Raw genomic sequence first — 21479 nt, 5'->3', positions numbered from 1 at the left:
CTCGCGTCCGACGCGGCGTTGCTCGCGCCTGAGGCCACGGCGTTGTTCGCGTCGGCTGCGCCGGCGTTCTTCGCGTCGGCTGCGGCGGCGGCGTTCTTCGCGTCCGCTTGTTCGAGGTCGGCGTGGCCGCCGCCCGCCACGGCCGGGGGCGGCGTCTTCTCCTCGGCGCGCTCGGTCAGCGTGCGCCAGGCCGCCGCGGCCGCGCGCTGCTCCGCCTGCTTCTTGCTGCGCCCGTCGGAACCGCCGTAGCGCTCGCCGGCCACGACGACCCAGGCGGTGAACGTCTTGGCGTGGTCCGGGCCCGCGTCGTCGATGACGTAGTCGGGAACTCCCAGCCCCAGCGCCGCGGTCAGCTCCTGCAGGCTCGTCTTCCAGTCCAGCGCCGCGCCGCGCCCGGCCGACTCGGCCATCAGCGGGTCGAACAGCCGGTGGATCACCTCGCCGGCGGTGTCCAGGCCGTGTTCCAGGTAGATGGCACCGAGCAGCGCCTCCAGCGTGTCGGCCAGGATGCTCGCCTTGTCCCGGCCGCCGGTGGTCTCCTCACCCTTGCCCAGCAGCAGATGCGGGCCGAGGCCGCCCGGGCCCAGCGTGCGGGCCACGTCGGCGAGCGCGTGCATGTTCACCACGCTGGCGCGCAGCTTGGCGAGCTGCCCCTCGGGCAGGTCCGGGTGGTTGTGGAACAGCGCCGAGGTGATCACCACGCCCAGCACCGAGTCGCCGAGGAACTCGAGCCGCTCGTTGGTGGGCAGGCCGCCGTTCTCGTAGGCGTACGAGCGGTGGGTCAGCGCCCGCTCGAGCAGCTCCGGCTCCAGCGGGACGCCGAAGGCCTCCTCGAGCGGCTCCGTGGAGGGCCGCACCCGACGCCTGTCGTTACTGCTCATGACCACCTCTTGCGCTCAGCGGATCCTCGGGAGTCCGGCCCGCGGGACCGGTGATGAAGTCGGCGATGGCCGGGACGGCGGCCCGGCGGTGCAGCGCGGCGGCGAACCCGATGCCGGCGGCCAGGTCCTCGCCCGAGGCGGCGCCGTGGCACACGACCACGGTGCCGGCCACGCCGAGCAGGACGGCCGCGCGCGGCGGGGGCGGCTGCGACGCGGGGGAACCGATCAGGGCGTACGCGGTCTCCAGGCCCTTGAGCAGCACGTTCCCGGTGAAACCGTCGGTGACCACGACGTCGGCGGCGACACCGGTGACCACGTCGTTGCCCTCGACCAGGCCGACGTAGCGCCCGCCGCCGGGCAGTTCGAGCCCGGTCAGGACGGCGGGAGCGGCGCGGCGCAGGCGGTCGCCCTTGCCGCGTTCCGTGCCGATGGTGAGAAGGCCCACGCGCGGGGAGGGGACACCGTGCACGACCGAGGCGTACGCGGAGCCGAGCCGCGCGTGCATGGCGAGGGTGTGCTCGTCGGGGTCGACGGAGGAACCCACGTCGAGCAGGACGAGGCGGCCGGCGGCGCTGGGCAGCACGGCGGCGAGCGGCGGGCGGCGGATCCCCGGCCAGCGGCCGAGGCCCAGCGCGGCGGAGGTGACCGTGGCGCCGGTGTTGCCCGCGGAGATCACGGCGTCGGCGCGGCCCTGCGCGACGGCGAGCACAGCCGTCCGTACGCCGGACTCGACGCTGCTGACGTCACGTTCGTGGCCGTGCGGGCCGGTCGGGGCGGCGACGGCGTGCACCCGGTGCCGGGCGTCCGGGCCGAGGGCGGCAAGAACCGCGTCGGCCGCTTCGATCGGGCCGACGAGCAGAAGCGAGAGGGCCGGATCGGCCTGACAGGCGCGCAGAGCGCCGTCAACCACGACGGCGGGAGCTTGGTCCCCGCCGAGGAGGTCGACGGCGATCCGCGCGGTGCCCGGCTTCGCGGCAGCACCGGCCTCGCGGCCGGACTGCGTGTGGCTCCGGGCACCGGACGGATGCCGGTCGGGCTCGACCCGCCCGAAGATCGGGCGCGTCACTTAAGTGAAGCTCAGACCTCGAGGACCTGACGGCCGTTGTAGGTGCCGCAGACCCCACAGGCGGTGTGCGGCAGGTGCGGCGACTTGCACTGGGGGCACGCCACGGTCTGCACCGCGGTCGCCTTCCAGTTCGCCCGGCGGGACCGGGTGTTGCTGCGCGACATCTTGCGCTTGGGGACGGCCACGGTACCTACTCCTCGATCATTTTCTGCGGTTTGTGCGGCGAGGCCGCCGCGGACTGCTCGGGTTGAGACACGTTACGCAAAGCGGCCCAGCGCGGGTCGACTTCCTCGTGGCTGTGATCGGCCGGGAGGTCGTCGAAGTGCACCCCGCACTCGGGGCACAACCCTGGGCAGTCCGGCCGGCAGACCGGGTTGGTCGGCAGTGTCAGCACCACCGCGTCCCGCACCGCCGGCTCCAGGTCGATCAGATCGCCCTGCATCCGGCCCACCTCGTCCTCGTCCGTGGTCTCCTCGGTGGTGCTGTCCGCGTAGGCGTACAGCTCCGCGAGGGGAACCTCGAACGACTCCGAGATCTCGTTGAGACAACGCCCGCACTCACCGGAGAGTGAGCCGCGGACGGTGCCGCTGACGTACACACCCTCGGAGACCGACGTCAGGCTCAGATCGAGCTCGAGGTCGGAGCCCTCGGGCGCCGAGATCAACTCAAGGCCGAGGTCCGCCGGCGCCGGGACGACCCGTTTGAAGGCACGCGTCGCCCCAGGCTGGCGCGGGAGCTTCGTCGTGTCGACGACCAGCGGCTGCCTGGGATCGAGGTGGTTCTGCAAGGTCTTGGGCATCGTGAACTCTCAGCCTTGGGTAGGCCGACTGGAAAGGTTACCTGAGCAGCGGCCGTACCGTCGAATCGCCCCGGCTCCCCCGGGCGCCGGCCCGGGCGGCCCGGCACCGGGCCGGCCGTGGGCTCGCATCCGGGCCGGTCGCGAGGGGTCAGAAGGGCAGGGGGCGTTCGCTGTCCTCGCCCTGGAAGGTGCCGATCTCGCGCAGCGCGTGCATCTTGTCGCGGCCACGCTCTATCGACGCCAGCGCCCGGGTGAGGAACTGCTCGAAGTTCGCCAGCGCCGTGTCGACGTAGTCGTCGACCTCCTCGCGCAGGCGCTGCGCCTCCGCGCGGGCCTCGGCGATGATCCGGGCGCCCTCGTGCTCCGCGGAGACCGTGATCTCGTTCACCGAGACCAGGCGGGCGTGCTCCGTCTCGCCCTCGCTGATGATCCGGTCCGCCTCGCGCTTGCCGGCGTCGATGATCTTGTCGCGCTCCTCCAGGAGCGCGACGGCGCGGCGCAGGTCGCCCGGGAGCTCGGAGCGCAGTTCGTCGAGCAGGGCGACCATCTCCGCCCGGTCGAACATGAAGTTCGTCCGGGACATCGGGACGGACCGTGCCTGCTCCACCATGGAGATGATCTCGTCGATGCGGTCGAGCGGATCCACCGGCGCCTCACTCCTGTCAGCTCGCACTCACGCTGAGTGGTGCGATCACGTTACTGCCGAACCCGACGACGGGACCGCGAAGGCCACGCCGTCAGTTTTGCCGCAGCCTCGTCACGAGTCGCTCCCCGACGAAGTCCGGGACGTAAGGCGAGGCGTCCCCGCCCCACTTGACCACGTCCTTGACGAGACTGGAAGAGAGGAAGGAATAGAGCGGGTTCGTCGGCATGAACAATGTCTCCACCCCGGAGAGCCCGATGTTCATCTGCGCCATCTGCAACTCGTAGTCGAAGTCGCTGACCGCGCGCAGGCCCTTGATGACCACGGCGGCGCCCTGGGCGCGGCAGAAGTCGACGAGCAGCCCGTGGAACGACTCGACCCGGACGTTGCCGTACGCGGCCGTCGCCTGGCCCAGCATCTCGATGCGCTCCTCGACCGTGAACAGGCCGGTCTTGGAGTGGTTGATCAGCACGCCGACGATCACCTCGTCGAAGAGCCGGCTGGCCCGCCCGACGATGTCGAGGTGGCCGTTGGTGACCGGGTCGAAGGAGCCGGGACAGACCGCTCGTCTCATGATCGGCGACCGTACCAAAGCGTGGTCTCGCCGTAGCGCCGGCTGCGTTCGGCGGTGATGCCGTCCACCCAGTTCAGCGGGGCGCCGCGGACCGCCGTACGGGTGGACCGCTCGAACGTCACGACCGCGTCCTCGGCGAGCCAGCCGTTCTCGATCAGCGCACGCTGCACGTCGTCGATCTCGTCGTCGGCCACCGCGTACGGCGGGTCGGCGAACACCACGTCGTACGGACCGCCCTCGGGCGGGGAGGCGAGCACCTGGGCCACCTTGCCGGTGATCAGCCTGGCGGCGTCACCGGCGCGCAGCGTGACGATGTTGTCGCGGATCACCCGGGCGGCCTTGGCGTCGGCCTCGACCAGCAGCGCGTGCGCCGCCCCGCGGGACAGCGCCTCGAGGCCGATCGCGCCGGAGCCCGCGTACAGGTCGGCGAAGCGGGCGCCCTCGAGATCGGTCATGGTGCCGAGGGCGCTGAAGTAGGCCTCGCGTACCCGGTCCGCGGTGGGTCTGGTCAGGGCGCCGGGCGGCGCGGACAGCCGGCGGCCGCCGTGTGCGCCCGCGATGATCCGGGTCATGCGACCGCCCGCGGCCGCAGCTCGACGCGGGAGTGGGAAGCGGCCGGAACCGCGGCGCGGACACGTTCGAGTAGCACGCTGTGACGCTACGCCACCACAAAGCACCGGCCACTGCGGAGTGAACTTTTCCCCTCCCGAATCGGGCGGATCGACACCGATCGCATCCACTTCGGTGCGATCCGTATAGGGAAGATCTCGAATATGTATCAACCGGCTTAGCGAAGGCTGGGACGTTCTTCAGACTCGTCTCAGTCGCTATGGTCGACCGGCCGCCGACGAAACGCTGTCGGCTCGACGATGCGGGGAGGCGTCGTCGCGGGCCCTCGCGGACGCCCATGACCGCGCGACGGGCCGCCTTCAGCCTTCCCTGTGCCGTACCCCCCGGTCCCCTTCACAGGAGTAGGCGTGAACCTGCTTAAGTCCCCGTTCCGGCGCACCACCGCGATCGTGGCCGGCGCCTTCCTCGGCCTCGCCGGCACGGTCGCCCTCACCGGCCCGGCCAGCGCGCACGCGCCCGTCATCAAGGGCACGGTCAGCTGCGCCGAGGCCAACGGCCAGTGGAAGGTCGACTGGTCCGTCGCGAACGACTACGGCGTCTGGGCCACGGTCCGCGAGGTGGAGACCTCCAACGCCGCCGCCCCGGACGGCGCGATCAAGATCGGCGAGCGGGTCGCCCCGAACTTCAGCAACCCGCTGGTCGGCTCGAGCGTCCTCGAGGCGTCGGACGCCACGGCCGGCCTCAAGGTCTCGCTGAAGTGGGACGACAACTTCGTCCGGGACGCCACCGCCTCGGTCGCCAAGCCGGAGAACTGCACGGCTCCCGCCCCGCAGCCGAGCGCCTCCACCCCGAGCACCGAGCCCGAGCCGAGCGCGTCGACCCCGAGCGAGCCGACGCCGAGCGAGTCGACCCCCAGCGAGTCGACGCCGGCGCCGAGCGAGTCCGCGCCGAGCCCCGAGCCCACGCCGAGCTACGGCGAGGCCGAGCCGATCTTCGAGATCACCTGTGACTCGATGACCGTGGGCCTGGACAACCCCGAGGACGGCGTCGAGATCCCGCTGGTGCTCGAGCCCAGCAAGGGCGAGAAGCGGACCCTCGTCGTCAAGCCGGGCGAGAAGAAAACCGCGACGTTCAAGGCCTCCGAGGGCTTCAAGCTGAAGATCTACCTGGAGGGCTACGAGGACCAGGCCGAGACCATCGCCTGGGAGGCCCCCGAGGGTTGCGCGAACGGTGGCGGCGGTAGCAGCGACGAGCCGTCGCTGCCGCTGACCGGCGCCGCCGCGGGCAGCATCGCCGCCGGTGCGGGTGTCCTGCTCGCCGCGGGTGTGGCGCTGTTCTTCTTCGCCCGCCGCCGCAAGGTGAAGTTCACCGCCTGATCACGGTGACCTGCACCGCCTGATCGCACGACGCCCGAGGGGCGCGCGGACCGTCACGGTCGGCGCGCCCCTCGCTCGTCCGGGTGACCGTTGTTTCGATCGATGACAACACAGCGCATCGACTCTGGTGCCGTCGGTGCAGCGATGGTCTCGGATGCGCAACAAGAGTCTTAAGCCGTTCTGAGCCTCTTCCCAGATCCCGAGCAATCGCTAAGGTCAGGCGCGCCGACGAAACGCTATCGGCTCGACGACCTGGGGAGGCGTCGTCCCCGGCCCGTCCCTCGCCCGGCGCCGGTTCTGCCTTCCTGGTCGTGCCCCCCGAAGTTCCACGCCCCCAGGAGTACGCGTGAAGTTGAACTCCCCCCTCCGCCGCGCGGCGACCGTCCTCGCCGGCGCGCTCATCGGCCTCGGTGGAGCTGCGGCCGTCATCGCACCGGCCAGCGCCCACGCCTCGAACGTCAGCGGCGCCGCCGTCTGCGACACCGCCACCGGTACGCGGATCGTGACCTGGACGCTCACCAACGACTACCCCACGGACGCCACCGTGGCAGACCTCAAGACCACGCCCACCGAGGTCGAGAAGGCCGCCGAGGGCAACCTCGTCATCCCGAAGTCGGAGCGCCGCAGCGACGGCCAGCTCACGCTCACCCAGAAGGTGACCGGCGACGCGAAGGAAGCCACGATCTCCTTCAAGTCCATCTGGTCCTCCGACGGGTACGTCGACCAGGACAATTCGGCCAAGGTGGACCTGAGCGAGCCGTGTACCCCCGCCGAGACGCCCTGCGTCGAGGCCGGCCGGGCGAGCTTCCACCACACGTTCGGCGTGACGGAGAAGGGCTCCACGGCCACCGTGAGCCTCGACGACGGCGTGAAGCTGTGCGAGGGCGAGCCGGTCACGCTGGTGTCGTACTTCGCGCCGAAGCCGCAGTTCGCCGTGCCGCAGTACAAGTACGACAGCGACACCGGCTCGATCGACAACGAGCACCGTTCGGTGACGCTGAACGTCGACGTGCCGGACTGCAACACGCAGGTGGACCTGTTCTTCGGCGGCGAGGACGACATCATCGGTGAGATCACCGAGGGCGGACCCCGCTACGGCGACAAGAAACTCGGCAGCAACAACGGCCCCGGCAGCCGCTCCAAGGGCCCCCAGGGCTGGTACAACGGCGGCGGCAAGGGCTGCCAGACCCCCGCCGTCGAACCCCTCTCCCAGTGCGACGGCACCGTACAGCTCAACCTGAGCAACAACGGCGAGATCAGCCGCTACGCCGTCGACTTCACCGTCAAGGCCGGCGACTTCACCCAGACCGTCACCGTCAAACCCGGCAAGGGCGAGACCGTCACCATCCCCGCCGGCTCCGGCACCGTCACCGTCACCGCCGAGGGCATGGACGACATCACGTACGACTGGAAGGCGCCGGAGGACTGCGCGCTGCCCACGGTCATCGTCGAGAACGACTGCGACACCGTCGCCATCACGGTCGAGAACCCGGAGGGCGTGACCCCGGCGACCGCGAAGATCACGTACGGCGGGAAGTCGCAGACCGTGACCGTGGCGGCCGGCAAGTCGGAGAAGGTCACGTTCGACGCCGGCAAGGCGACGTACGCGACGGTCGAGTTCCCCGGCCTGGACGTCGAGCCGATCAAGGCGACGCTCGAGAAGCTGGACTGCGACAACGGCGGCGGTGGCGCCGGTGGTGGCGACAGCGACGAGCCCGGCCTGCCCGTCACCGGCCCGGTGGCCGGGAGCATCGCGGGTGGCGCGGCCCTCCTGCTGATCGCCGGTGCGGTGCTCTTCGTCATCGCCCGCCGACGCAAGATCCGCTTCACCGCGTAACGACGGCCGTACCCCTTCTTGTCAGGGCGCGCCGACCCACCCGGTCGGCGCGCCCTTCCCCTCCGGCGACCAAGGCGGAACAGTGTCGAAGTCCTTGCTCCACCGCATCGCGGCGGTCGCCGCGGGCGCCCTGCTCGCCCTGACCGGCGCGGCCGCGGTGGCCGGCCCCGCGGTCGCGGCGGGTCCGCAGACGACGGTCGCGGGCGCGGCCGCCTGCAACCCGGACAAGGGCGAGTGGCTCGTCTCCTGGACGCTGACCAACAGCGGTGACACGTTCGCCCGGGTCGACAAGCTGCGCACCGAGCCCGCCCCGGTGCCCGAGCTGGCCAACGGCTACCTGATCCCGCGCCGCGCCCCCAGCGGCACGATCGGCAAGGTGGTGCTGCACCAGACCCTTCCCGGGGGTACGCCGTCCGCCACGGTCTCCTTCGTCGGCATCTGGGACGACGCCAAGGACACCGACAACACCGCGACCGTGACCCTGGGCGACTGCACGCCGGCCGAAACCCCCTGTGTCGAACCCGCCGACGCGACCTTCCACCACGACTTCGCGGTCGGCGACGGCCGGGCCACGGCGACCGTGACGCTGGACGACGGCGTGAAGCTCTGCCACGACGAGCCGGTCACGCTGGTCACGTACTTCGCGCCGAAGCCCGAGTTCTCGCTGCCCCAGTACGCCCACGACCACGAGACCGCGACCCTGAGCAACGACAACCGCTCGGTGGCGCTCGCCGCGCACCTGCCGGACTGCAACGCGCAGGTGGACCTGTTCTTCGGCGGCGAGGACGACATCATCAGTGAGATCACCGAGGGCGGACCCCGCTACGGCGACAAGAAACTCGGCAGCAACAACGGCCCCGGCAGCCGCTCCCAGGGCCCCCAGGGCTGGTACAACGGCGGCGGCAAGGGCTGCCAGACCCCCGCCGTCGAACCCCTCTCCCAGTGCGACGGCACCGTACAGCTCAACCTGAGCAACAACGGCGAGATCAGCCGCTACGCCGTCGACTTCACCGTCACCGCCGGCGACTTCACCCGGACCGTCACCGTGAAGCCGGGCAAGGCCGAAACCGTCACCGTCCCCGCGGGCTCGGGCACCATCACGGTCAGCGCCGACGGCATGGCCGATGTCACGTACGACTGGAAGCGGCCGGAGGACTGCGAGCCGCCGGCGGTGTCCGTGGCCAACGACTGCGAGACGGTCACCGTCACCGTCACCAACCCGCACGGTGCCGTCCCGGCCGCGGCGACAGTCACCTACGGCACGGAGTCGAAGCAGGTGACAGTCGCGCCGGGAACCTCGGAGGCGGTCACCTTCCCGGCCGGCGACGCCCGCGTCGCGACGATCGCGTTCCCCGGCCTGGGCATCGAGCCGATCACGGCCGCGCTCGGCGACGCGGACTGCGACAACGGGGGCGGCTCCGGCGGGACACCCGGGACACCGACGACGTCCCCCACACCCGGCACGCCCCCGACCGGCGGTGACGGCGGCGGCCTTCCCGTCACCGGCGCGGCCGCAGGGGCGATCGCCGGCGGCGCGCTGGCCCTGCTGATCGCCGGTGGGGTGCTCTTCTTCCTCGCCCGCCGCCGCCGGGTCACCTTCACCCCGTAAGGAACCTCGGCGGGGAGAACGAGCCGTCGGGCTCCGGGGTCCAGGGATGGACCCCGGAGACGGCCTCGACCGGGATGGGCGCGTACAGGTGCGGGAACTGCATCCCGCCCGGATCCGGTGGGTCGCCGTCCTTCCAGACCACGGGTACGGGCAGCAGCGCCTCCTCCAGCACCAGCAGCACCAGATCCGTACGCCCGCGGGCCAGGAGGGTCGCCGGGATGTGCACCTGCTCCGGGGTGGAGCAGTGGATGAAGCCCTGTGTCACCAGGGAATCCGCGCGGTAGACGCCGCTCGCCTGGGCCGCGTCCCAGTCGGCGCGCGGGCAGAAGTGCAGGATCATCCCTTCTCCAAGTACTCGGCTCGTTCCTCGTCCACCAGCGCCGCCACCGAGGCCGCCAGAGCCGGGTGTCGTTCCAGCGCCGGATCGTCCCGGACCAGCTCGGCCGCCTCGGCGCGGGCGTCGGTGATGAGCTTCGCGTCGCGCAGCAGCGAGAGCAGCCGCAGGTGGCTGTGCTTGCCGGACTGCGACGCACCGAGCACGTCGCCCTCGCGGCGCTGCTCCAGGTCGAGCTCGGCCAGCTTGAAACCGTCCGTCGTGGAGGCCACCGCGTCGAGGCGGTCGCGGGCCGGCGTACCCTCCATCGCCTCGGTGACCAGCAGGCAGATGCCCGGTGCCGAGCCCCGGCCGACCCGGCCGCGGAGCTGGTGCAGCTGGGAGACGCCGAAGCGGTCCGCGTCCATGATGATCATCACGGTGGAGTTGGGCACGTCCACGCCCACCTCGATGACCGTGGTCGCCACCAGCACGTCCAGGTCACCGGCGGCGAACCTGCGCATCACCGCGTCCTTCTCGTCGGCCGGCAGGCGCCCGTGCAGGATGCCGATCCGCAGCCCGTGCAGGGGGCCTTCCTCGAGGATCGGGGCCACGTCGAGAACGGCGAGCGGCGGACGCCGACTGGATTCTGTGTCGCCCGGTGGTTCGCCATCGTCCTCGGCTCCCGCCGCGTCGCCGATCCGCGGGCACACCACGTACGCCTGATGCCCGGCCTTGACCTCTTCCCGCACCCGTTTCCACGCGCGGTCGAGGAACGCCGGGCGCTCCGGTGGGACCACGTGCGACGCGATCGGGGACCGGCCGCGCGGGAGCTGGGAGAGCACGGACGTCTCGAGGTCGCCGTACACGGTCATCGCGACCGTCCGCGGGATCGGCGTGGCCGTCATGACGAGCACGTGCGGGGGCTGGGCCGCCTTGGCGCGCAACGCGTCCCGCTGCTCCACCCCGAACCGGTGCTGCTCGTCCACGACCACCAGGCCGAGATCGTGGAAGTCGACGCCCTCGTACAGCAGGGCGTGCGTGCCCACCACGATGCCGGCGCTGCCGTCCGCGACCTTCGCGAGAGCCGCCCGCCGCGCCGCCGCGCCCAGCGACCCGGTGACGAGCGTCAGCTGCGTACCGTCCGGATCGCCGTCGATCTCCCCGGCCCGGCCCAGCGCACCCAGCTGGGCGCCGATGCTGCGATGGTGCTGCGTGGCGAGGACCTCGGTGGGGGCGAGCAGCGCGGCCTGACCGCCCGCGTCGACGACCTGCAACATCGCGCGCACCGCGACCAGGGTCTTGCCGGAGCCGACCTCGCCCTGCAGCAACCGGTGCATCGGGTGCGGCCGCGCCAGATCGGCGGCGATCTCCTCCCCGACCCGCGCCTGCCCCTCGGTCAGCTCGTAGGGCAGGGCCGCGTCGAACGCGGCCAGAATCCCGTCCTCCCGGCGGGGTCGCGACCGTCCGGGTGCGGCGGCCGCGCGGGCCTTACGCTGCACGAGCGTCAGCTGTACGGCGAAAGCCTCGTCCCACTTCAACCGGTGCTTCGCGCGGAACAGGTCCTCCTTGGAGCTCGGCCGGTGAATCTCGCGCAGGGCCGTGCCGATGCCCACGAGGTTGCGGTTGGCGCGCACCGTGCCCGGGAGCGGATCATCCGGCGGCTGGAAGGTGTCGAGGACCGTACGCACGCACTTCGCGATCGTCCACGTCGGCACGGCGGCGGCCGCGGGATAGACGGGGATCAGCGCGCCCGCGAACTCCTCGATCTCCTCGGCCGCCTCGTCCTGCGTGGCGTCGGCGCGCAGCAACTGGTACGCGGGCCCGTTGAGCTGGCGCTTGCCCCGGAAGTCGGTGACCTTGCCGGCGAACAGGCCCCACCGGCCCGTACGCAGCTCCCGCTCACGCCACGCCTGGTTGAAGAACGTGCAGGTCAGCGTCGCCCCGGAGCCGTCCCCGACGGTGATCTCCAGCATGGTGCCGCGGCGCTGGCGCATCGGGCGTACGGTCGTGCTCTTCACCTGGGCGAGCAGGGTGACCTGCTCACCCACCTCGAGCGCCCGCAGATCGGTGTGCTCGCCCCGCTCATCGTAACGGCGCGGGAAGTGGTAGATCAGATCCCCGGCGGTATGCAGGTCGAGGTGGGTGGCGAGCGCCTTCGCGGTCCGCTCCCCCAGCACCTTCCGCAGCGGCGTGGTGGTCGTCGTCGCGGTGGTCGTGTCGGTCATTCCACTCCAACCAGCAGGTGGTATCGAGGCTGCCCACCGGCGTAACACTGCACCTCGACGAACGGCCACACCCGGGCGATGTGGGCCCGCAGGAGGTCCTCGAGGGCCGGCGGTGCGTCGGCGCCGAGCACCAGCGAGACGAGCTCACCGCCGCCGCCCAGCATGCGGTCGAGCAGCCGGCGGGAGACCTCGGCAAGGTCGTCGCCGGACGCCGTCCTTCCGGAGCCGGTCCCCGGGTCCCGCTTCCCGGCGCCGCCGTCCCTCGTCCCGGCGCCGTGCCCTTCCCCGGCGTCAGCGTCTCTCTTCCCGGCGCCGGCGCCGGGAGTGACGATGACGTGGACCTCGCCGTCCACCAGGCCCAGCAGGTCTCCCGGGCGGCAGCGGCCCGCGACGGTGAGCGCCTCCCGGGCCGCCGTCGTCACCTCGCCGTAGCGGCATGCGCCGGCGGCCTCCGCCATGGCGATCACATCGTCGTCGAACCGGCGGCCCGGATCCCGCACCGCCAGCGAGGCCAGCGCCTGCACCGGGGACCGGGTGGGCACCACACTGACGCGTACGCCCCGGTCCGCCGCCTCACGCGCGGCCGACGTGGCGACGGCGTGGGTGTTCGCATCGTTGGGCAGCAGCACCACCTGCCGGGCCCGGGTCGCGGCGATCGCCGACAGCATCTCAGCGGTGGACGGGTTCCGGCCCACGACGACCGCGCCCTCGTCGGCGAAAAGCGAGGTCAACCCGTCACCGGCCGCGACAACGACAGCACCGCGGCGGTGTTCCTCCGGAGTGGGATCGGCGGGCGGCGCCGGGGTCGTGACCGCGGGTTCGGGTGGGGCGGCGTGATCGTGCAGATGGTCCTCCAACCGCATCACGGAGATCCGGTACGGCCGTCCCGCGTCCAGCCCGGCCTCGATCGCCGCGCCGATGTGGTCGACGTCGACGTGCACGTGGACGTTCCAGGTCGGCGGGGAGCCCTCGCCCGTGCCGACCACGACGAGCGAATCACCCAGGCCGTCGAGGGTCGCGCGGAGCACGTCCGTGTGGGCGGGGGTGGCGTCCAGCAGGTACTGCACCTCGTACCCGTAGTCGGCGGTTCCAAGGGCCTTGCGTTCGGGGTTGCCGAGGGCTTCAATTTCGAGGATTTCGCCGTCGGGATCGCTCAGCGCCTCGACCAGCGCGTCGAGGAGGACCACCAGTCCGCGGCCACCGGCGTCGACGACCCCGGCGCGGGCCAGGACCGGAAGCTGCTGCGGCGTACGGGCCAGCGCCTCGGCCGCCGAGAGCGCGGCAGCCCGGGCCACCGTGATGAGATCGTCGGACTTGATCCGGCCCGCCCCCTCCGCGGCGGCGGCCACCACGGACAGCACGGTGCCTTCGACGGGACGGGCGACCGCCGCGTACGCCGCTTCACTCGCCGTGCGCAACGCCCGGGCCAAGTCGCCGCCGCGGGCGGAAGCCATGGTGGCGAAGGTGTCGGCCATGCCGCGAAGGATCTGGGAGACGATCACGCCGGAGTTGCCGCGGGCGCCGAGCAGGGCCCCACGGGCCATCCTGCGCATCACCCGTCCCAGAAGCGTGCCACCGGCGCTGTCCGCCGTGCCGGCGTCCGCCGGGTCATCGGCGCGGTCCTGCGCGGCGGATCGGCCGGCCGGCGGGCTGTCACGGTCGGCTGGGGACAGTGGGTCTGCCCGGCCCTGCGTGTCAGCCGGCGTCAGCGCGTCCCCCGCCGTGGGGCAGGCTGGTGACAGTGGGTCCCCCGGGGCCTCTGCGCTCACCGGAGGCAGCGCGTCGCCCGGAGCCGGTGCGGACGCTGCGGGCGGCGCGTCACCCTGAACCTGTGCGCCCGGTGGTGGCAGCGGGTCCGCGGACTCCGCAGGCGGGCCGGCCGGGACCGGCGCGTCCGGGTCCGGGTCCGCGCGCGACAGGTACGCCTCCACCGCCTCGTGCGCCGAGGTCAGCGTGAGGACGAGGTTCGTGCCCGTGTCACCATCGGGCACCGGGTAGACGTTCAGCTCGTCGATCTCGTGCTGGTGCGCACGCAGGGCCGCGAGCCCAGCGCCGCACCAGCGGCGCACCGCGGCGGCGTCGAGGGTCTCCAGCACGCGAAAAGCGTACTAACCACGTCTGACATCCGCCGCGTCCATCGGCGGGCTCCGGGGCGATTGGCTGTCGGGCGGAGGCATCGGGTAACCTGGCCAGGTTGCCCGGGCGCAGTCTGTCCGAGGCATGCATTCTCCGAGGCACCCTCAGTTCGCAGCCGGGCTTCGTCAAGTCCGCCCGGCGTATCAATCCCAGGAGTACCCCGTGGCTAGCGTGTGCGACGTCTGTGGCAAGGGACCGGGCTTCGGCCACAACGTGTCCCACTCGCACCGGCGGACCAACCGCCGCTGGAACCCGAACATCCAGTCGGTGCGCACCCCGGCCGGTGGCGGCAACACCAAGAAGCTGAAGGTCTGCACCTCGTGCATCAAGGCCGGCAAGGTCGTCCGCGCCTGACGCGCGGGCGCCGGGGCTGATCGCCCCCGCCGAACAGCACTTCCCGTAGCCGCCGGGTCCCCGTGACCCGGCGGCTACGCGTGTCTGCCGGATCAGGAGCGTGGAGCCGCGAGCCGCGGGCCCGGCTCGGCGTGGCGGCGCGAACCCCGAGCCCGGCTCGGCGTAGCGGCGCGAACCCCGAGCCCGGCCCGGCGTAGCGGCGGGAACCGCGGGCCCGACACAGCCCCGTGTGGCCGCGCGAGCCCCGGTCCGCCCCGGCGTGGCGGCGCGAGCCCGGGCCAGTCGGGTGGCCAGCTCAAGCGTGTGCCCGAACCAGCTCCCTGCGGCCGAACCAGCCCCGCGCGACCCGGCCAGCCCCCGGCCGAGGCGGGCCAGTCCCGCGGTCGAGCAGGCCAGTCCCGCGGTCGAGCCAGTCCCGCGGTCAGGCCGGCCCCGTGTGACCGGGCCAGTGCGGCCGGGCCGGGCCACAGCGGCACATGCACCCACGACTCGGAGCGGCTACAGGGTGCGGGCGTACGACAGCACCCCCTCCTCACCCTTGTAATAGCCGAAGTCCTCGATCCGCTCGTAGCCGTACTTCTCGTACAGGGCGATCGCCTCGGGCTGCTTGTCGCCGGTCTCGAGAATCACCCGTTTGCGCCCCCGTTCCCGGGCCGAGTCCTCGATCGCGGTGAGGACCCGGCGCGCCACGCCTCGGCCTCGGGCGTCCGCGATCGTGAACATGCGCTTGAGTTCCGCGTCCTCGCCGTGCGTACGCCAGCCCGCGCACCCGACCAGCCGTCCCGTCTCGTCCTCCGCCACGAGGAACGCGCCGTGCGGCGGGGCGAAGTCGGACGCGGTGACCGGGGTGTCGTCGCCGCTGCCGCCGTACCGGGCGCTGAGTTCGGCCATCGCGGCGGCGATGAGGCGCTGCACCGCGGGGTCGCCGAAGCCGGCCTCGCGGATCTTGATCTTCTCCACCCCGCCACGCTAACCGGGGCCGGGCCGGGCGGCACGAGCGGCGGTCGCCGGACCCGGCGAAAGCCGGAATGCGGTGGCCGCAAGGCTGAAGCGGGCAAAGGCCGCCGCAGCCCGGCGGTCGCCCGACCTGGCGAAAGCCGGAACGCGGTGGCCGCAGAGCTGAAGCGGGCACAGGCCGCCGCGCCCGACGAGAAGCCGGCCGCGAGACGAAGGGCCGCACGGTCAGCGGAAGTGGTCCCAGCCCGTCCCGCCCTGCCACGGCTTGCGGTCCACGGTCACCCCGGTGCCCTCGTGCACGCTGCCGATCACCCGCCACTCCGGCGGCAGGACCGCCGCCGACGGGAACGTCGCAGCGAGGGCGTGGTCGTCGCCGCCCGCGAGGAGCCACACGTACGGGTCCACGCCGAGTGCCGACGCCGCGTCGCGCATCTGGTCCGGCACCTCGAAGGCGTCGCGGCGGATGTCTATGCCGACCACGCTGGCCGTGGCCACGTGGCCGAGGTCCTGGAGCAGGCCGTCCGAGACGTCGATCATGGAGGTCGCTCCGGCCGCCGCGGCAGCCGGGCCCTCCGCGTACGGGACGGCAGGCCTGCGGTACGCCTCCACGAGCACCTTCGGGGTGCGGAATCCACGGGACAGCACGGTGTAGCCCGCCGCGGCGAAGCCCGTACGCCCGGCGAGCGCGACCACGTCCCCCGGTTGCGCCCCGCTGCGCACCACCGGGGCGCGTCCGCCGAGGTCGCCCAGCGCGGTGACCGCGATGGTCAGGGTGGGGCTCGACGACATGTCACCGCCCACCACCGTCGCCCCCGTCTTCGCCGCCTCCTCGGAGAGGCCCTCGGCCAGCTCCTCGGCCCACGCCGCGTCGAGGTCCGGCGGCACGCACAGCGCCACGAGCAGCGCGGTCGGCGCGGCGCCCATGGCCGCGATGTCCGCGAGGTTGGCGGCTGCCGCGCGGCGGCCCACGTCCGCTGCGCTGGACCAGTCCCGGCGGAAGTGCCGGCCCTCCACGAGGACGTCCGTCGACGCCACGACCCGCTTGTCCGGGGCGGCCACCACCGCCGCGTCGTCGCCCGGGCCGAGCAGGCTCGCCGGGCCGCTCCCGAGCCGCGCGACGATCCGGGCGATCAGCCCGAACTCTCCCGCCTCCGCGATGCTCACGTCCACCGTCCCCCTCGATACCTCAGGTCCCGCCGGGCCAGCCCCCGCGGGTCGTCCCGCAGCCGTCGGGCGGGCGTCCCCCGGTCGGCTCCGCGGGTCGTTCCGGCAGCCGGCGGGCTGCGCGCCGGGCACACGGCCGGCGTAACGCTCACCCCTTTTGCGAGTGCGCGCGCTCAGCATGCCGCGAGGACCGCGCTCCGTACTGTAGTTTCACGTTCGGGTCACCGGCGCGCGGCGGACAGGAGTCGGATTGTGGTCCAGGCATACATCCTCATCCAGACCGAGGTCGGGAAGGCCCGTGACGTGGCCTCGGCCATCGGCAAGATCGCCGGGGTGGTCCGGTGCGACGCGGTCACCGGGCCGTACGACGTGGTCGTGCTCGCCGAGGGGCACAGCGTCGACGAGCTCGGCCGCATGATTGTGAGCAAAATCCAGTACGTGCCGGGCATCACCCGGACGGTGACGTGCTCCGTGGTAAATCTCTGACATGGTCGATGTGGAGACCCGCCCGGGCAAGCAGCCCCCCGCCAAGGATCCGGTGACGCGCAGCGCTGCCCTGTGGGCGACTGTCGTGGCCGTACCGGTGGCTCTGCTCGTCGGGTGGGGCATCTTCACGCAGATCGCGCCGGACGAGCCGAAGGCGAAGCCGGCGGCGACACAGCCCGCGGTCGTGCCGGACACGCCCGTGCAGATGGCGGCGCCGAAGCTGGGCGAGCGCCCGGCCTCGGTCTGTCTCGCTGTCACGTCGCAGCTGCCGGTCAAGGTGCGGGATCTGCCCGCGCGCAAGGTCAGCGTCGGCCCGGAGCAGAACGCCGCCTACGGCGAGCCGCCCATCACGGTCGCCTGCGGGGTCACCCGGCCGGTGATGTGCACGTCGCTCGACGAGTCCGGGTCCGGCTGCGTGCCGCTCGACACCGAGCTGCTCAACATGAACAGGGTCTGCTGGTACGCCGACGCGAAGGCCGACGCCACCACGTTCACCACGATGGACCGTGAGGTGCCGGTGCAGGTCACCGTCCCGAAGCGGTACGAGCAGCCGGCCCAGTGGGCGAACGAGTTCTCCGACGTCGTGGTGGAGACCGACAAGTCCGTGACGCAGGGCGTGCCGTCGGGGTGCGTGTGACCGGCGGTCAGTGCAGGCCGGTCCCGCGGCGCAACGCCGTACGGATCAGCCGGTCCACGACCTTCGGGTAGTCCAGACCCGTCGCGGCCCACATCAGCGGGAACATCGACGTCGGCGTGAAGCCCGGCATCGTGTTGATCTCGTTGAGCAGCACCTCGTCGTCGGCGGTCACGAAGAAGTCCACCCGGGCCAGTCCGGCGCAGTCGAGGGCCGTGAACGTGCGGGCCGCAGATTCCTGGATGCGGCGGGTGACGTCCGGCTTCAGGTCGGCCGGGATCTGGTACGGCGTGCCGTCGCCCAGGTATTTCGCGTCGAAGTCGTAGAACTCGTCGTCGGACGTGGTGACGAGGATCTCGGCGAGCAGGGAGGCCTCGGGCGCGCCGCCGGCCTCGCCCTCCAGCACGCCGCATTCCACCTCGCGGCCCACGATCGCCGCCTCGACCAGCACCTTGGGGTCGATCTGCCGGGCCTTGGCGACCGCCTCGTCCAGGTCCGCCCAGTCGGTGACCTTGCTGATGCCGTACGACGAGCCGGCGCGCGACGGCTTGACGAAGACCGGCAGGCCGAGCCGCTCCTTGTCCGCATCGGACAGCGAGTTGCCGGCGCGCAGGACCGCGTACGGCCCCACGGGGATGCCCTCGGCGGCGGCGAGCTTCTTGGTGAACTCCTTGTCCATGCCGGCCGCCGAGGCGAAGACGTTCGCGCCCACGTACGGGATCCCGGCCATCTCCAGCATCCCCTGGATCGTGCCGTCCTCCCCGTACGCCCCGTGCAGGGCCGGGAAGACCACGTCGACGCCGGCGAGGACCGCGACGCCGTCGGCGGGGTCGACCACCATCAGCCCGCTCGACGTGGGGTCGGCGGGCAGCACGACGGCCCGGCCGGACGCGGCGGTGACCTCCGGCAGCCGGTTGCCCTCGATGGCGAGCTGGGCGGGGTCCTCACCGGCGAGCACCCAGGAACCCTCGCGGGTGATGCCGACCGGCACGACCTCGTACTCGTCGGGGTCGAGGGCGGCCAGGATGCTGCCCGCGCTCACGCACGAGATGGCGTGCTCGGTGCTGCGGCCACCGAACACGATCGCCACACGGGTTCTGCGAGGGGTCGTCATGACATGGCCTCTCGTTGCCGGGGATCGCTAGGCTGCCTGCCGCGCGGAGCCGGGCTGCGGGCATGCCGGAGGTGACCCTACTCTGCGTGAACCACATTCTGGAGTCGGCGGGCAGCGGCCCGGCATATGGGGACAGGGAGTCGATGAGACCAGCACTCAACGTGATCGCCTGGCACGGTCCCGGCCGGCTGGCGACCATGGCACACCCGCGCGGCGGGGCCCGGCTGGCGGACGAGATGGCCGGCCTGGCCGCCGCCGGCGTGGACGTGGTCGTGTCGGCGCTCACCCCGGCCGAGGAGGACCGCCTCGGCCTCTCCGGCGCCGCGGCGGCCGCTGCCGACGCCGGCATCCAGCACGTGTCGTTCCCCATCCCGGACCGCGGGGTCCCGGACGACGTCGTGGCTCTGGGCGTACGGCTGGCCGCCCACGTACGGGCGGGCCGCTACGTGGTGACGCACTGCTTCGCGGGCATCGGCCGGTCGACGCTGCTGGCCTGCGTGACGCTGGTGATGCTCGGCGTGGGCCCGGAACGCGCCCTGCGCCTGGTGACGGAGGCCCGCGGCCTGCCGGTGCCGGACACGGAGGCCCAGCGCGCGTGGGTGTACGACTTCGCCATCGCCCACGGCGGCTTCGCCCCCTGCCCCAACTGAGGCTCCGCCCCCACTGAAGCTTCGCCCCTGCCCGAACTGCATCGGACGCGACGACGGCCGGCTCCCCCGTGGCAGCCGGCCGTCGAGTTCGCACCCCGCTCAGCCCATCGGCGCCGAGCGGATCGCCGTGTGCCGCAGCTCCCGGTGGTACAGCACCGCGCCCAGCACCGTTGCCAGCAACGACACGGCCAGCGCGACCCCGTACGGCACGAGGCGCGTCAGCACCTCCCCGTTGTCACCGAGCCCGAGCAGCCCTTCCGCGGCGGCCACGGGCACCAGGGCCGGGACGAGCAGGGCCAGCCCGCCCCACGCACCGAAGCGGTAGAAGCCCGCACCCGCGGCGGCGCCCGTGACGAGGTACGCGAGGCAGCTGGGCAGGACGTGCCCGAACTCGCTCACCGCCACCGACGGCGACCAGTGCGGATAGCCCGCCGGTACGCCGTCCGCACCGCCGCGCAGGGCGTACTCGAAGCCGTGCCCCACCGGCACGAGCAGCGCGAAGGCGACGGCCAGGAGCACGCCGAAGAGCAGCCCGCCCACGATGAAGTCACGCCGGGTGATGCCGGCCGCCACGAACTGCCGCAGGTGGACGGCGACGAGGGTGACGCCGACGACGCCGAGCCAGTATTTGACGGCCGAGCCGGCGACGAACATCCAGAGGCTGAACGGCGGGTCGGCGAACCGCACGACCACCGCGTCGGCGAGCCCCACACCGACGATCAGGAAACCGGCGAGCCACAGCATCTGCGGCCGGTACATCCGCAGGAACGAGCTGAGGACCAGGGATCGGGCGTTCATCGGACCGCCTCCGGGGTGCGCTCTGCCGAGGTGAGGTGGACGAAGAGGTCCTGGATGCCGACCGGTTCCAGGGTCAGCCCGGCGCCGCCGGCCCGCCGCTGCTCGTCGTCGTCGAGGCTGCCGTAGAGGGTGGCCTGGCGGACGCCGCCGAGGCTCTGCCGGGCGAGCACCGTACGCCCCGACACGAACGTCTCGACCGCCTCCTCCGGACCGGTCACGGCGACGCCTCGGGACCGGAAGGTGTCGGTGTCCTCCTGCACGATCAGGCGGCCGCGGTCGAGGATCAGCACCTCCTCGAAGAGGTCCGCGACCTCCTGGATGAGATGGGTGGAGAGGATGATCGTGCGCGGGTGGGCGAGGTAGTCGGCGAGCAGCTCACGCTGGAAGACGCTGCGGGCGACGGCGTCCATGCCGAGGTACGCCTCGTCCAGGATGGTGAGCGGGGCCCGGGTGGCGAGGCCGACGACGACGCCGAGGGCCGACCGCTGCCCCCGCGACAGCGCCGAGACCCGCTTGCGGCGGTCGAGGCCGAAGGCGGCGGCCAGGTGGTCGGCGTACGCCGCGTCCCAGCGGGGCCGCAGCCGCGCGTGGAAGCCGAGGACCTTGCCGACCCGGTCGGCCTGCGGCACGTCCGGCACGTCGCGCACGAACACGGTGTCCCGCATGGCCTGGGCGTTCTCGAAGGGATCCACGCCGTTCACCGTGAGGGACCCACCGGCCGCCTTCCGGTACGCCGCGAGCACGCTGAGCAGGCTCGTCTTGCCGGAACCGTTGCGCCCCAGCAGCCCGTAGATCTTGCCGGGCTCGAGGTCGGTGGTGAGGCCGTCCACCGCGACCGTGTCGCCGTAGCGGACGGTCAGGTCCCGCAGCGAGATCATCGGGCACCCCCGTCGATGTGCCGCTTGATCTCCTCGAGGGAGACGCCGATCATCCGCGCCTCGGCGAGCATCGGGTCGACCACGTCGGCGAAGAACCGCTCCCGCCGCCGGGTGCGCAGCTTCTCGCGGGCGTCCGGGGTGACGAACATGCCGATGCCGCGCTTCTTGTAGAGCACTCCCTCGTCGACCAGCTGGGCGAAGCCCTTCGCCGCCGTGGCCGGGTTGATCTGGTAGAACGCCGCGTACTGGTTGGTGGACATGACCTGGTCGTCCTCCTTCAGCGTCCCGCTGAGGACCTCGTCCTTGATCCGATTGGCGATCTGCAGATAGATGGGGCTGCGGTCGTCGAACACCACCGCCTCCTTAGTTCTGCGGTTCATTACTGATGTAACGAACCATAGGACCCCGGAGG

At 72.3% G+C, this 21479-nt stretch carries 22 protein-coding genes and 2 pseudogenes; 7 read left to right on the top strand and 17 right to left on the bottom strand.

Annotated elements, in window-relative coordinates; translation table 11 throughout:
• Window positions 1-119: 119 nt before the first annotated feature.
• The 7 genes and pseudogenes from rnc to rsmD form a co-directional block, all read right to left on the bottom strand.
• Window positions 120-881, bottom strand: a pseudogene (rnc, locus tag COUCH_RS07960) (ribonuclease III); the annotation flags it as partial.
• Window positions 871-1833: a phosphate acyltransferase PlsX gene (locus COUCH_RS07955; protein ID WP_249613616.1), complete on the bottom strand. Its 963-nt coding sequence runs from the start codon at window positions 1831-1833 to the stop codon at window positions 871-873. The gene COUCH_RS07955 and the pseudogene rnc, both read right to left, overlap by 11 nt.
• Window positions 1834-1958: 125 nt before the next feature.
• Window positions 1959-2132: a 50S ribosomal protein L32 gene (gene rpmF, locus COUCH_RS07950; protein ID WP_097318372.1), complete on the bottom strand. Its 174-nt coding sequence runs from the start codon at window positions 2130-2132 to the stop codon at window positions 1959-1961.
• 5 nt (window positions 2133-2137) lie between these two features.
• Window positions 2138-2746 (bottom strand): YceD family protein, encoded by a 609-nt coding sequence (locus COUCH_RS07945; protein ID WP_249611435.1) that lies wholly within the window; start codon window positions 2744-2746, stop codon window positions 2138-2140.
• Window positions 2747-2894: 148 nt separating this feature from the next.
• Window positions 2895-3392: a hypothetical protein gene (locus COUCH_RS07940; RefSeq protein ID WP_071805703.1), complete on the bottom strand. Its 498-nt coding sequence runs from the start codon at window positions 3390-3392 to the stop codon at window positions 2895-2897.
• Between the two features lie 91 nt (window positions 3393-3483).
• Window positions 3484-3963 (bottom strand): pantetheine-phosphate adenylyltransferase, encoded by a 480-nt coding sequence (coaD, locus tag COUCH_RS07935; protein WP_199511825.1) that lies wholly within the window; start codon window positions 3961-3963, stop codon window positions 3484-3486.
• Window positions 3960-4535 (bottom strand): 16S rRNA (guanine(966)-N(2))-methyltransferase RsmD, encoded by a 576-nt coding sequence (rsmD, locus tag COUCH_RS07930; RefSeq protein ID WP_249611434.1) that lies wholly within the window; start codon window positions 4533-4535, stop codon window positions 3960-3962. The genes coaD and rsmD overlap by 4 nt, the downstream gene beginning before the upstream one ends.
• A 405-nt stretch (window positions 4536-4940) precedes the next feature.
• Between rsmD and COUCH_RS07925 the strand changes: the two genes are divergently transcribed.
• From COUCH_RS07925 to COUCH_RS07915, 3 genes are all read left to right on the top strand, one after another.
• The gene (locus COUCH_RS07925) at window positions 4941-5909 is read left to right on the top strand and encodes an LPXTG cell wall anchor domain-containing protein (RefSeq protein ID WP_249611433.1); all 969 of its coding nucleotides are present in this window, start codon (window positions 4941-4943) and stop codon (window positions 5907-5909) included.
• Window positions 5910-6255: 346 nt separating this feature from the next.
• Window positions 6256-7746 (top strand): EGFR-like transmembrane domain-containing protein, encoded by a 1491-nt coding sequence (locus COUCH_RS07920; RefSeq protein ID WP_249611432.1) that lies wholly within the window; start codon window positions 6256-6258, stop codon window positions 7744-7746.
• Between the two features lie 82 nt (window positions 7747-7828).
• Window positions 7829-9355 carry a cell wall anchor protein gene (locus tag COUCH_RS07915; protein ID WP_249611431.1) on the top strand — a complete coding sequence of 509 codons (1527 nt, stop codon included), beginning with the start codon at window positions 7829-7831 and terminating at the stop codon, window positions 9353-9355.
• Here the strand turns inward: COUCH_RS07915 and COUCH_RS07910 are convergent.
• From COUCH_RS07910 to COUCH_RS39015, 4 genes and pseudogenes are all read right to left on the bottom strand, one after another.
• Window positions 9345-9695 carry a DUF952 domain-containing protein gene (locus COUCH_RS07910; RefSeq protein ID WP_249611430.1) on the bottom strand — a complete coding sequence of 117 codons (351 nt, stop codon included), beginning with the start codon at window positions 9693-9695 and terminating at the stop codon, window positions 9345-9347. The genes COUCH_RS07915 and COUCH_RS07910 overlap by 11 nt on opposite strands.
• The gene (recG, locus tag COUCH_RS07905) at window positions 9692-11896 is read right to left on the bottom strand and encodes an ATP-dependent DNA helicase RecG (protein WP_249611429.1); all 2205 of its coding nucleotides are present in this window, start codon (window positions 11894-11896) and stop codon (window positions 9692-9694) included. Before recG ends, COUCH_RS07910 begins: the two co-directional genes overlap by 4 nt.
• The gene (locus tag COUCH_RS07900; RefSeq protein WP_346016000.1) at window positions 11893-13461 is read right to left on the bottom strand and encodes a DAK2 domain-containing protein; all 1569 of its coding nucleotides are present in this window, start codon (window positions 13459-13461) and stop codon (window positions 11893-11895) included. Before COUCH_RS07900 ends, recG begins: the two co-directional genes overlap by 4 nt.
• 309 nt (window positions 13462-13770) lie before the next feature.
• Window positions 13771-13992: pseudogene (locus tag COUCH_RS39015) on the bottom strand (DAK2 domain-containing protein); the annotation flags it as partial.
• Between the two features lie 202 nt (window positions 13993-14194).
• On the opposite strand from COUCH_RS39015, the gene rpmB reads away from it, so the two are divergent.
• Window positions 14195-14386, top strand: a complete 192-nt coding sequence (gene rpmB, locus COUCH_RS07895; RefSeq protein ID WP_023561910.1) for a 50S ribosomal protein L28 — start codon at window positions 14195-14197, stop codon at window positions 14384-14386.
• 498 nt (window positions 14387-14884) lie between these two features.
• Here the strand turns inward: rpmB and COUCH_RS07890 are convergent, their stop codons facing one another.
• On the bottom strand, window positions 14885-15346 hold the full coding sequence (locus COUCH_RS07890) for a GNAT family N-acetyltransferase (RefSeq protein WP_249611427.1): 462 nt from the start codon (window positions 15344-15346) through the stop codon (window positions 14885-14887).
• A 222-nt stretch (window positions 15347-15568) separates the two neighbouring features.
• Window positions 15569-16507: a thiamine-phosphate kinase gene (locus COUCH_RS07885; RefSeq protein ID WP_249613615.1), complete on the bottom strand. Its 939-nt coding sequence runs from the start codon at window positions 16505-16507 to the stop codon at window positions 15569-15571.
• Window positions 16508-16759: 252 nt separating this feature from the next.
• On the opposite strand from COUCH_RS07885, the gene COUCH_RS07880 reads away from it, so the two are divergent.
• Together COUCH_RS07880 and COUCH_RS07875 are read left to right on the top strand one after the other, a co-directional pair.
• Complete coding sequence (locus tag COUCH_RS07880; protein ID WP_249611426.1) at window positions 16760-16993, top strand: Lrp/AsnC family transcriptional regulator; 234 nt, start codon at window positions 16760-16762, stop codon at window positions 16991-16993.
• A 1-nt stretch (window position 16994) separates the two neighbouring features.
• Window positions 16995-17630: a DUF3515 family protein gene (locus tag COUCH_RS07875; RefSeq protein ID WP_249611425.1), complete on the top strand. Its 636-nt coding sequence runs from the start codon at window positions 16995-16997 to the stop codon at window positions 17628-17630.
• Between the two features lie 7 nt (window positions 17631-17637).
• On the opposite strand, the gene COUCH_RS07870 is transcribed toward COUCH_RS07875, so the two are convergent.
• The gene (locus COUCH_RS07870) at window positions 17638-18741 is read right to left on the bottom strand and encodes a D-alanine--D-alanine ligase family protein (RefSeq protein ID WP_249611424.1); all 1104 of its coding nucleotides are present in this window, start codon (window positions 18739-18741) and stop codon (window positions 17638-17640) included.
• Window positions 18742-18884: 143 nt separating this feature from the next.
• Here COUCH_RS07870 and COUCH_RS07865 point away from each other — a divergent pair, with 143 nt between their 5' ends.
• Window positions 18885-19391: a protein-tyrosine phosphatase family protein gene (locus COUCH_RS07865; RefSeq protein ID WP_249611423.1), complete on the top strand. Its 507-nt coding sequence runs from the start codon at window positions 18885-18887 to the stop codon at window positions 19389-19391.
• 99 nt (window positions 19392-19490) lie between these two features.
• On the opposite strand, the gene COUCH_RS07860 is transcribed toward COUCH_RS07865, so the two are convergent.
• Genes COUCH_RS07860 through COUCH_RS07850 form a run of 3 tightly spaced genes read right to left on the bottom strand, consistent with a single transcriptional unit; the run spans window position 19491 to window position 21447 of the window.
• Window positions 19491-20189 carry a hypothetical protein gene (locus COUCH_RS07860; protein ID WP_249611422.1) on the bottom strand — a complete coding sequence of 233 codons (699 nt, stop codon included), beginning with the start codon at window positions 20187-20189 and terminating at the stop codon, window positions 19491-19493.
• Complete coding sequence (locus COUCH_RS07855) at window positions 20186-21067, bottom strand: ATP-binding cassette domain-containing protein (protein ID WP_249611421.1); 882 nt, start codon at window positions 21065-21067, stop codon at window positions 20186-20188. The genes COUCH_RS07860 and COUCH_RS07855 overlap by 4 nt, the downstream gene beginning before the upstream one ends.
• Window positions 21064-21447 carry a GntR family transcriptional regulator gene (locus COUCH_RS07850; RefSeq protein ID WP_249611420.1) on the bottom strand — a complete coding sequence of 128 codons (384 nt, stop codon included), beginning with the start codon at window positions 21445-21447 and terminating at the stop codon, window positions 21064-21066. Before COUCH_RS07850 ends, COUCH_RS07855 begins: the two co-directional genes overlap by 4 nt.
• Window positions 21448-21479 lie beyond the last annotated feature (32 nt).

This window comes from Couchioplanes caeruleus, assembly GCF_023499255.1.
GTDB lineage: Bacteria > Actinomycetota > Actinomycetes > Mycobacteriales > Micromonosporaceae > Actinoplanes > Actinoplanes caeruleus_A.
This window is presented reverse-complemented; position numbering and strand designations above follow the sequence as displayed.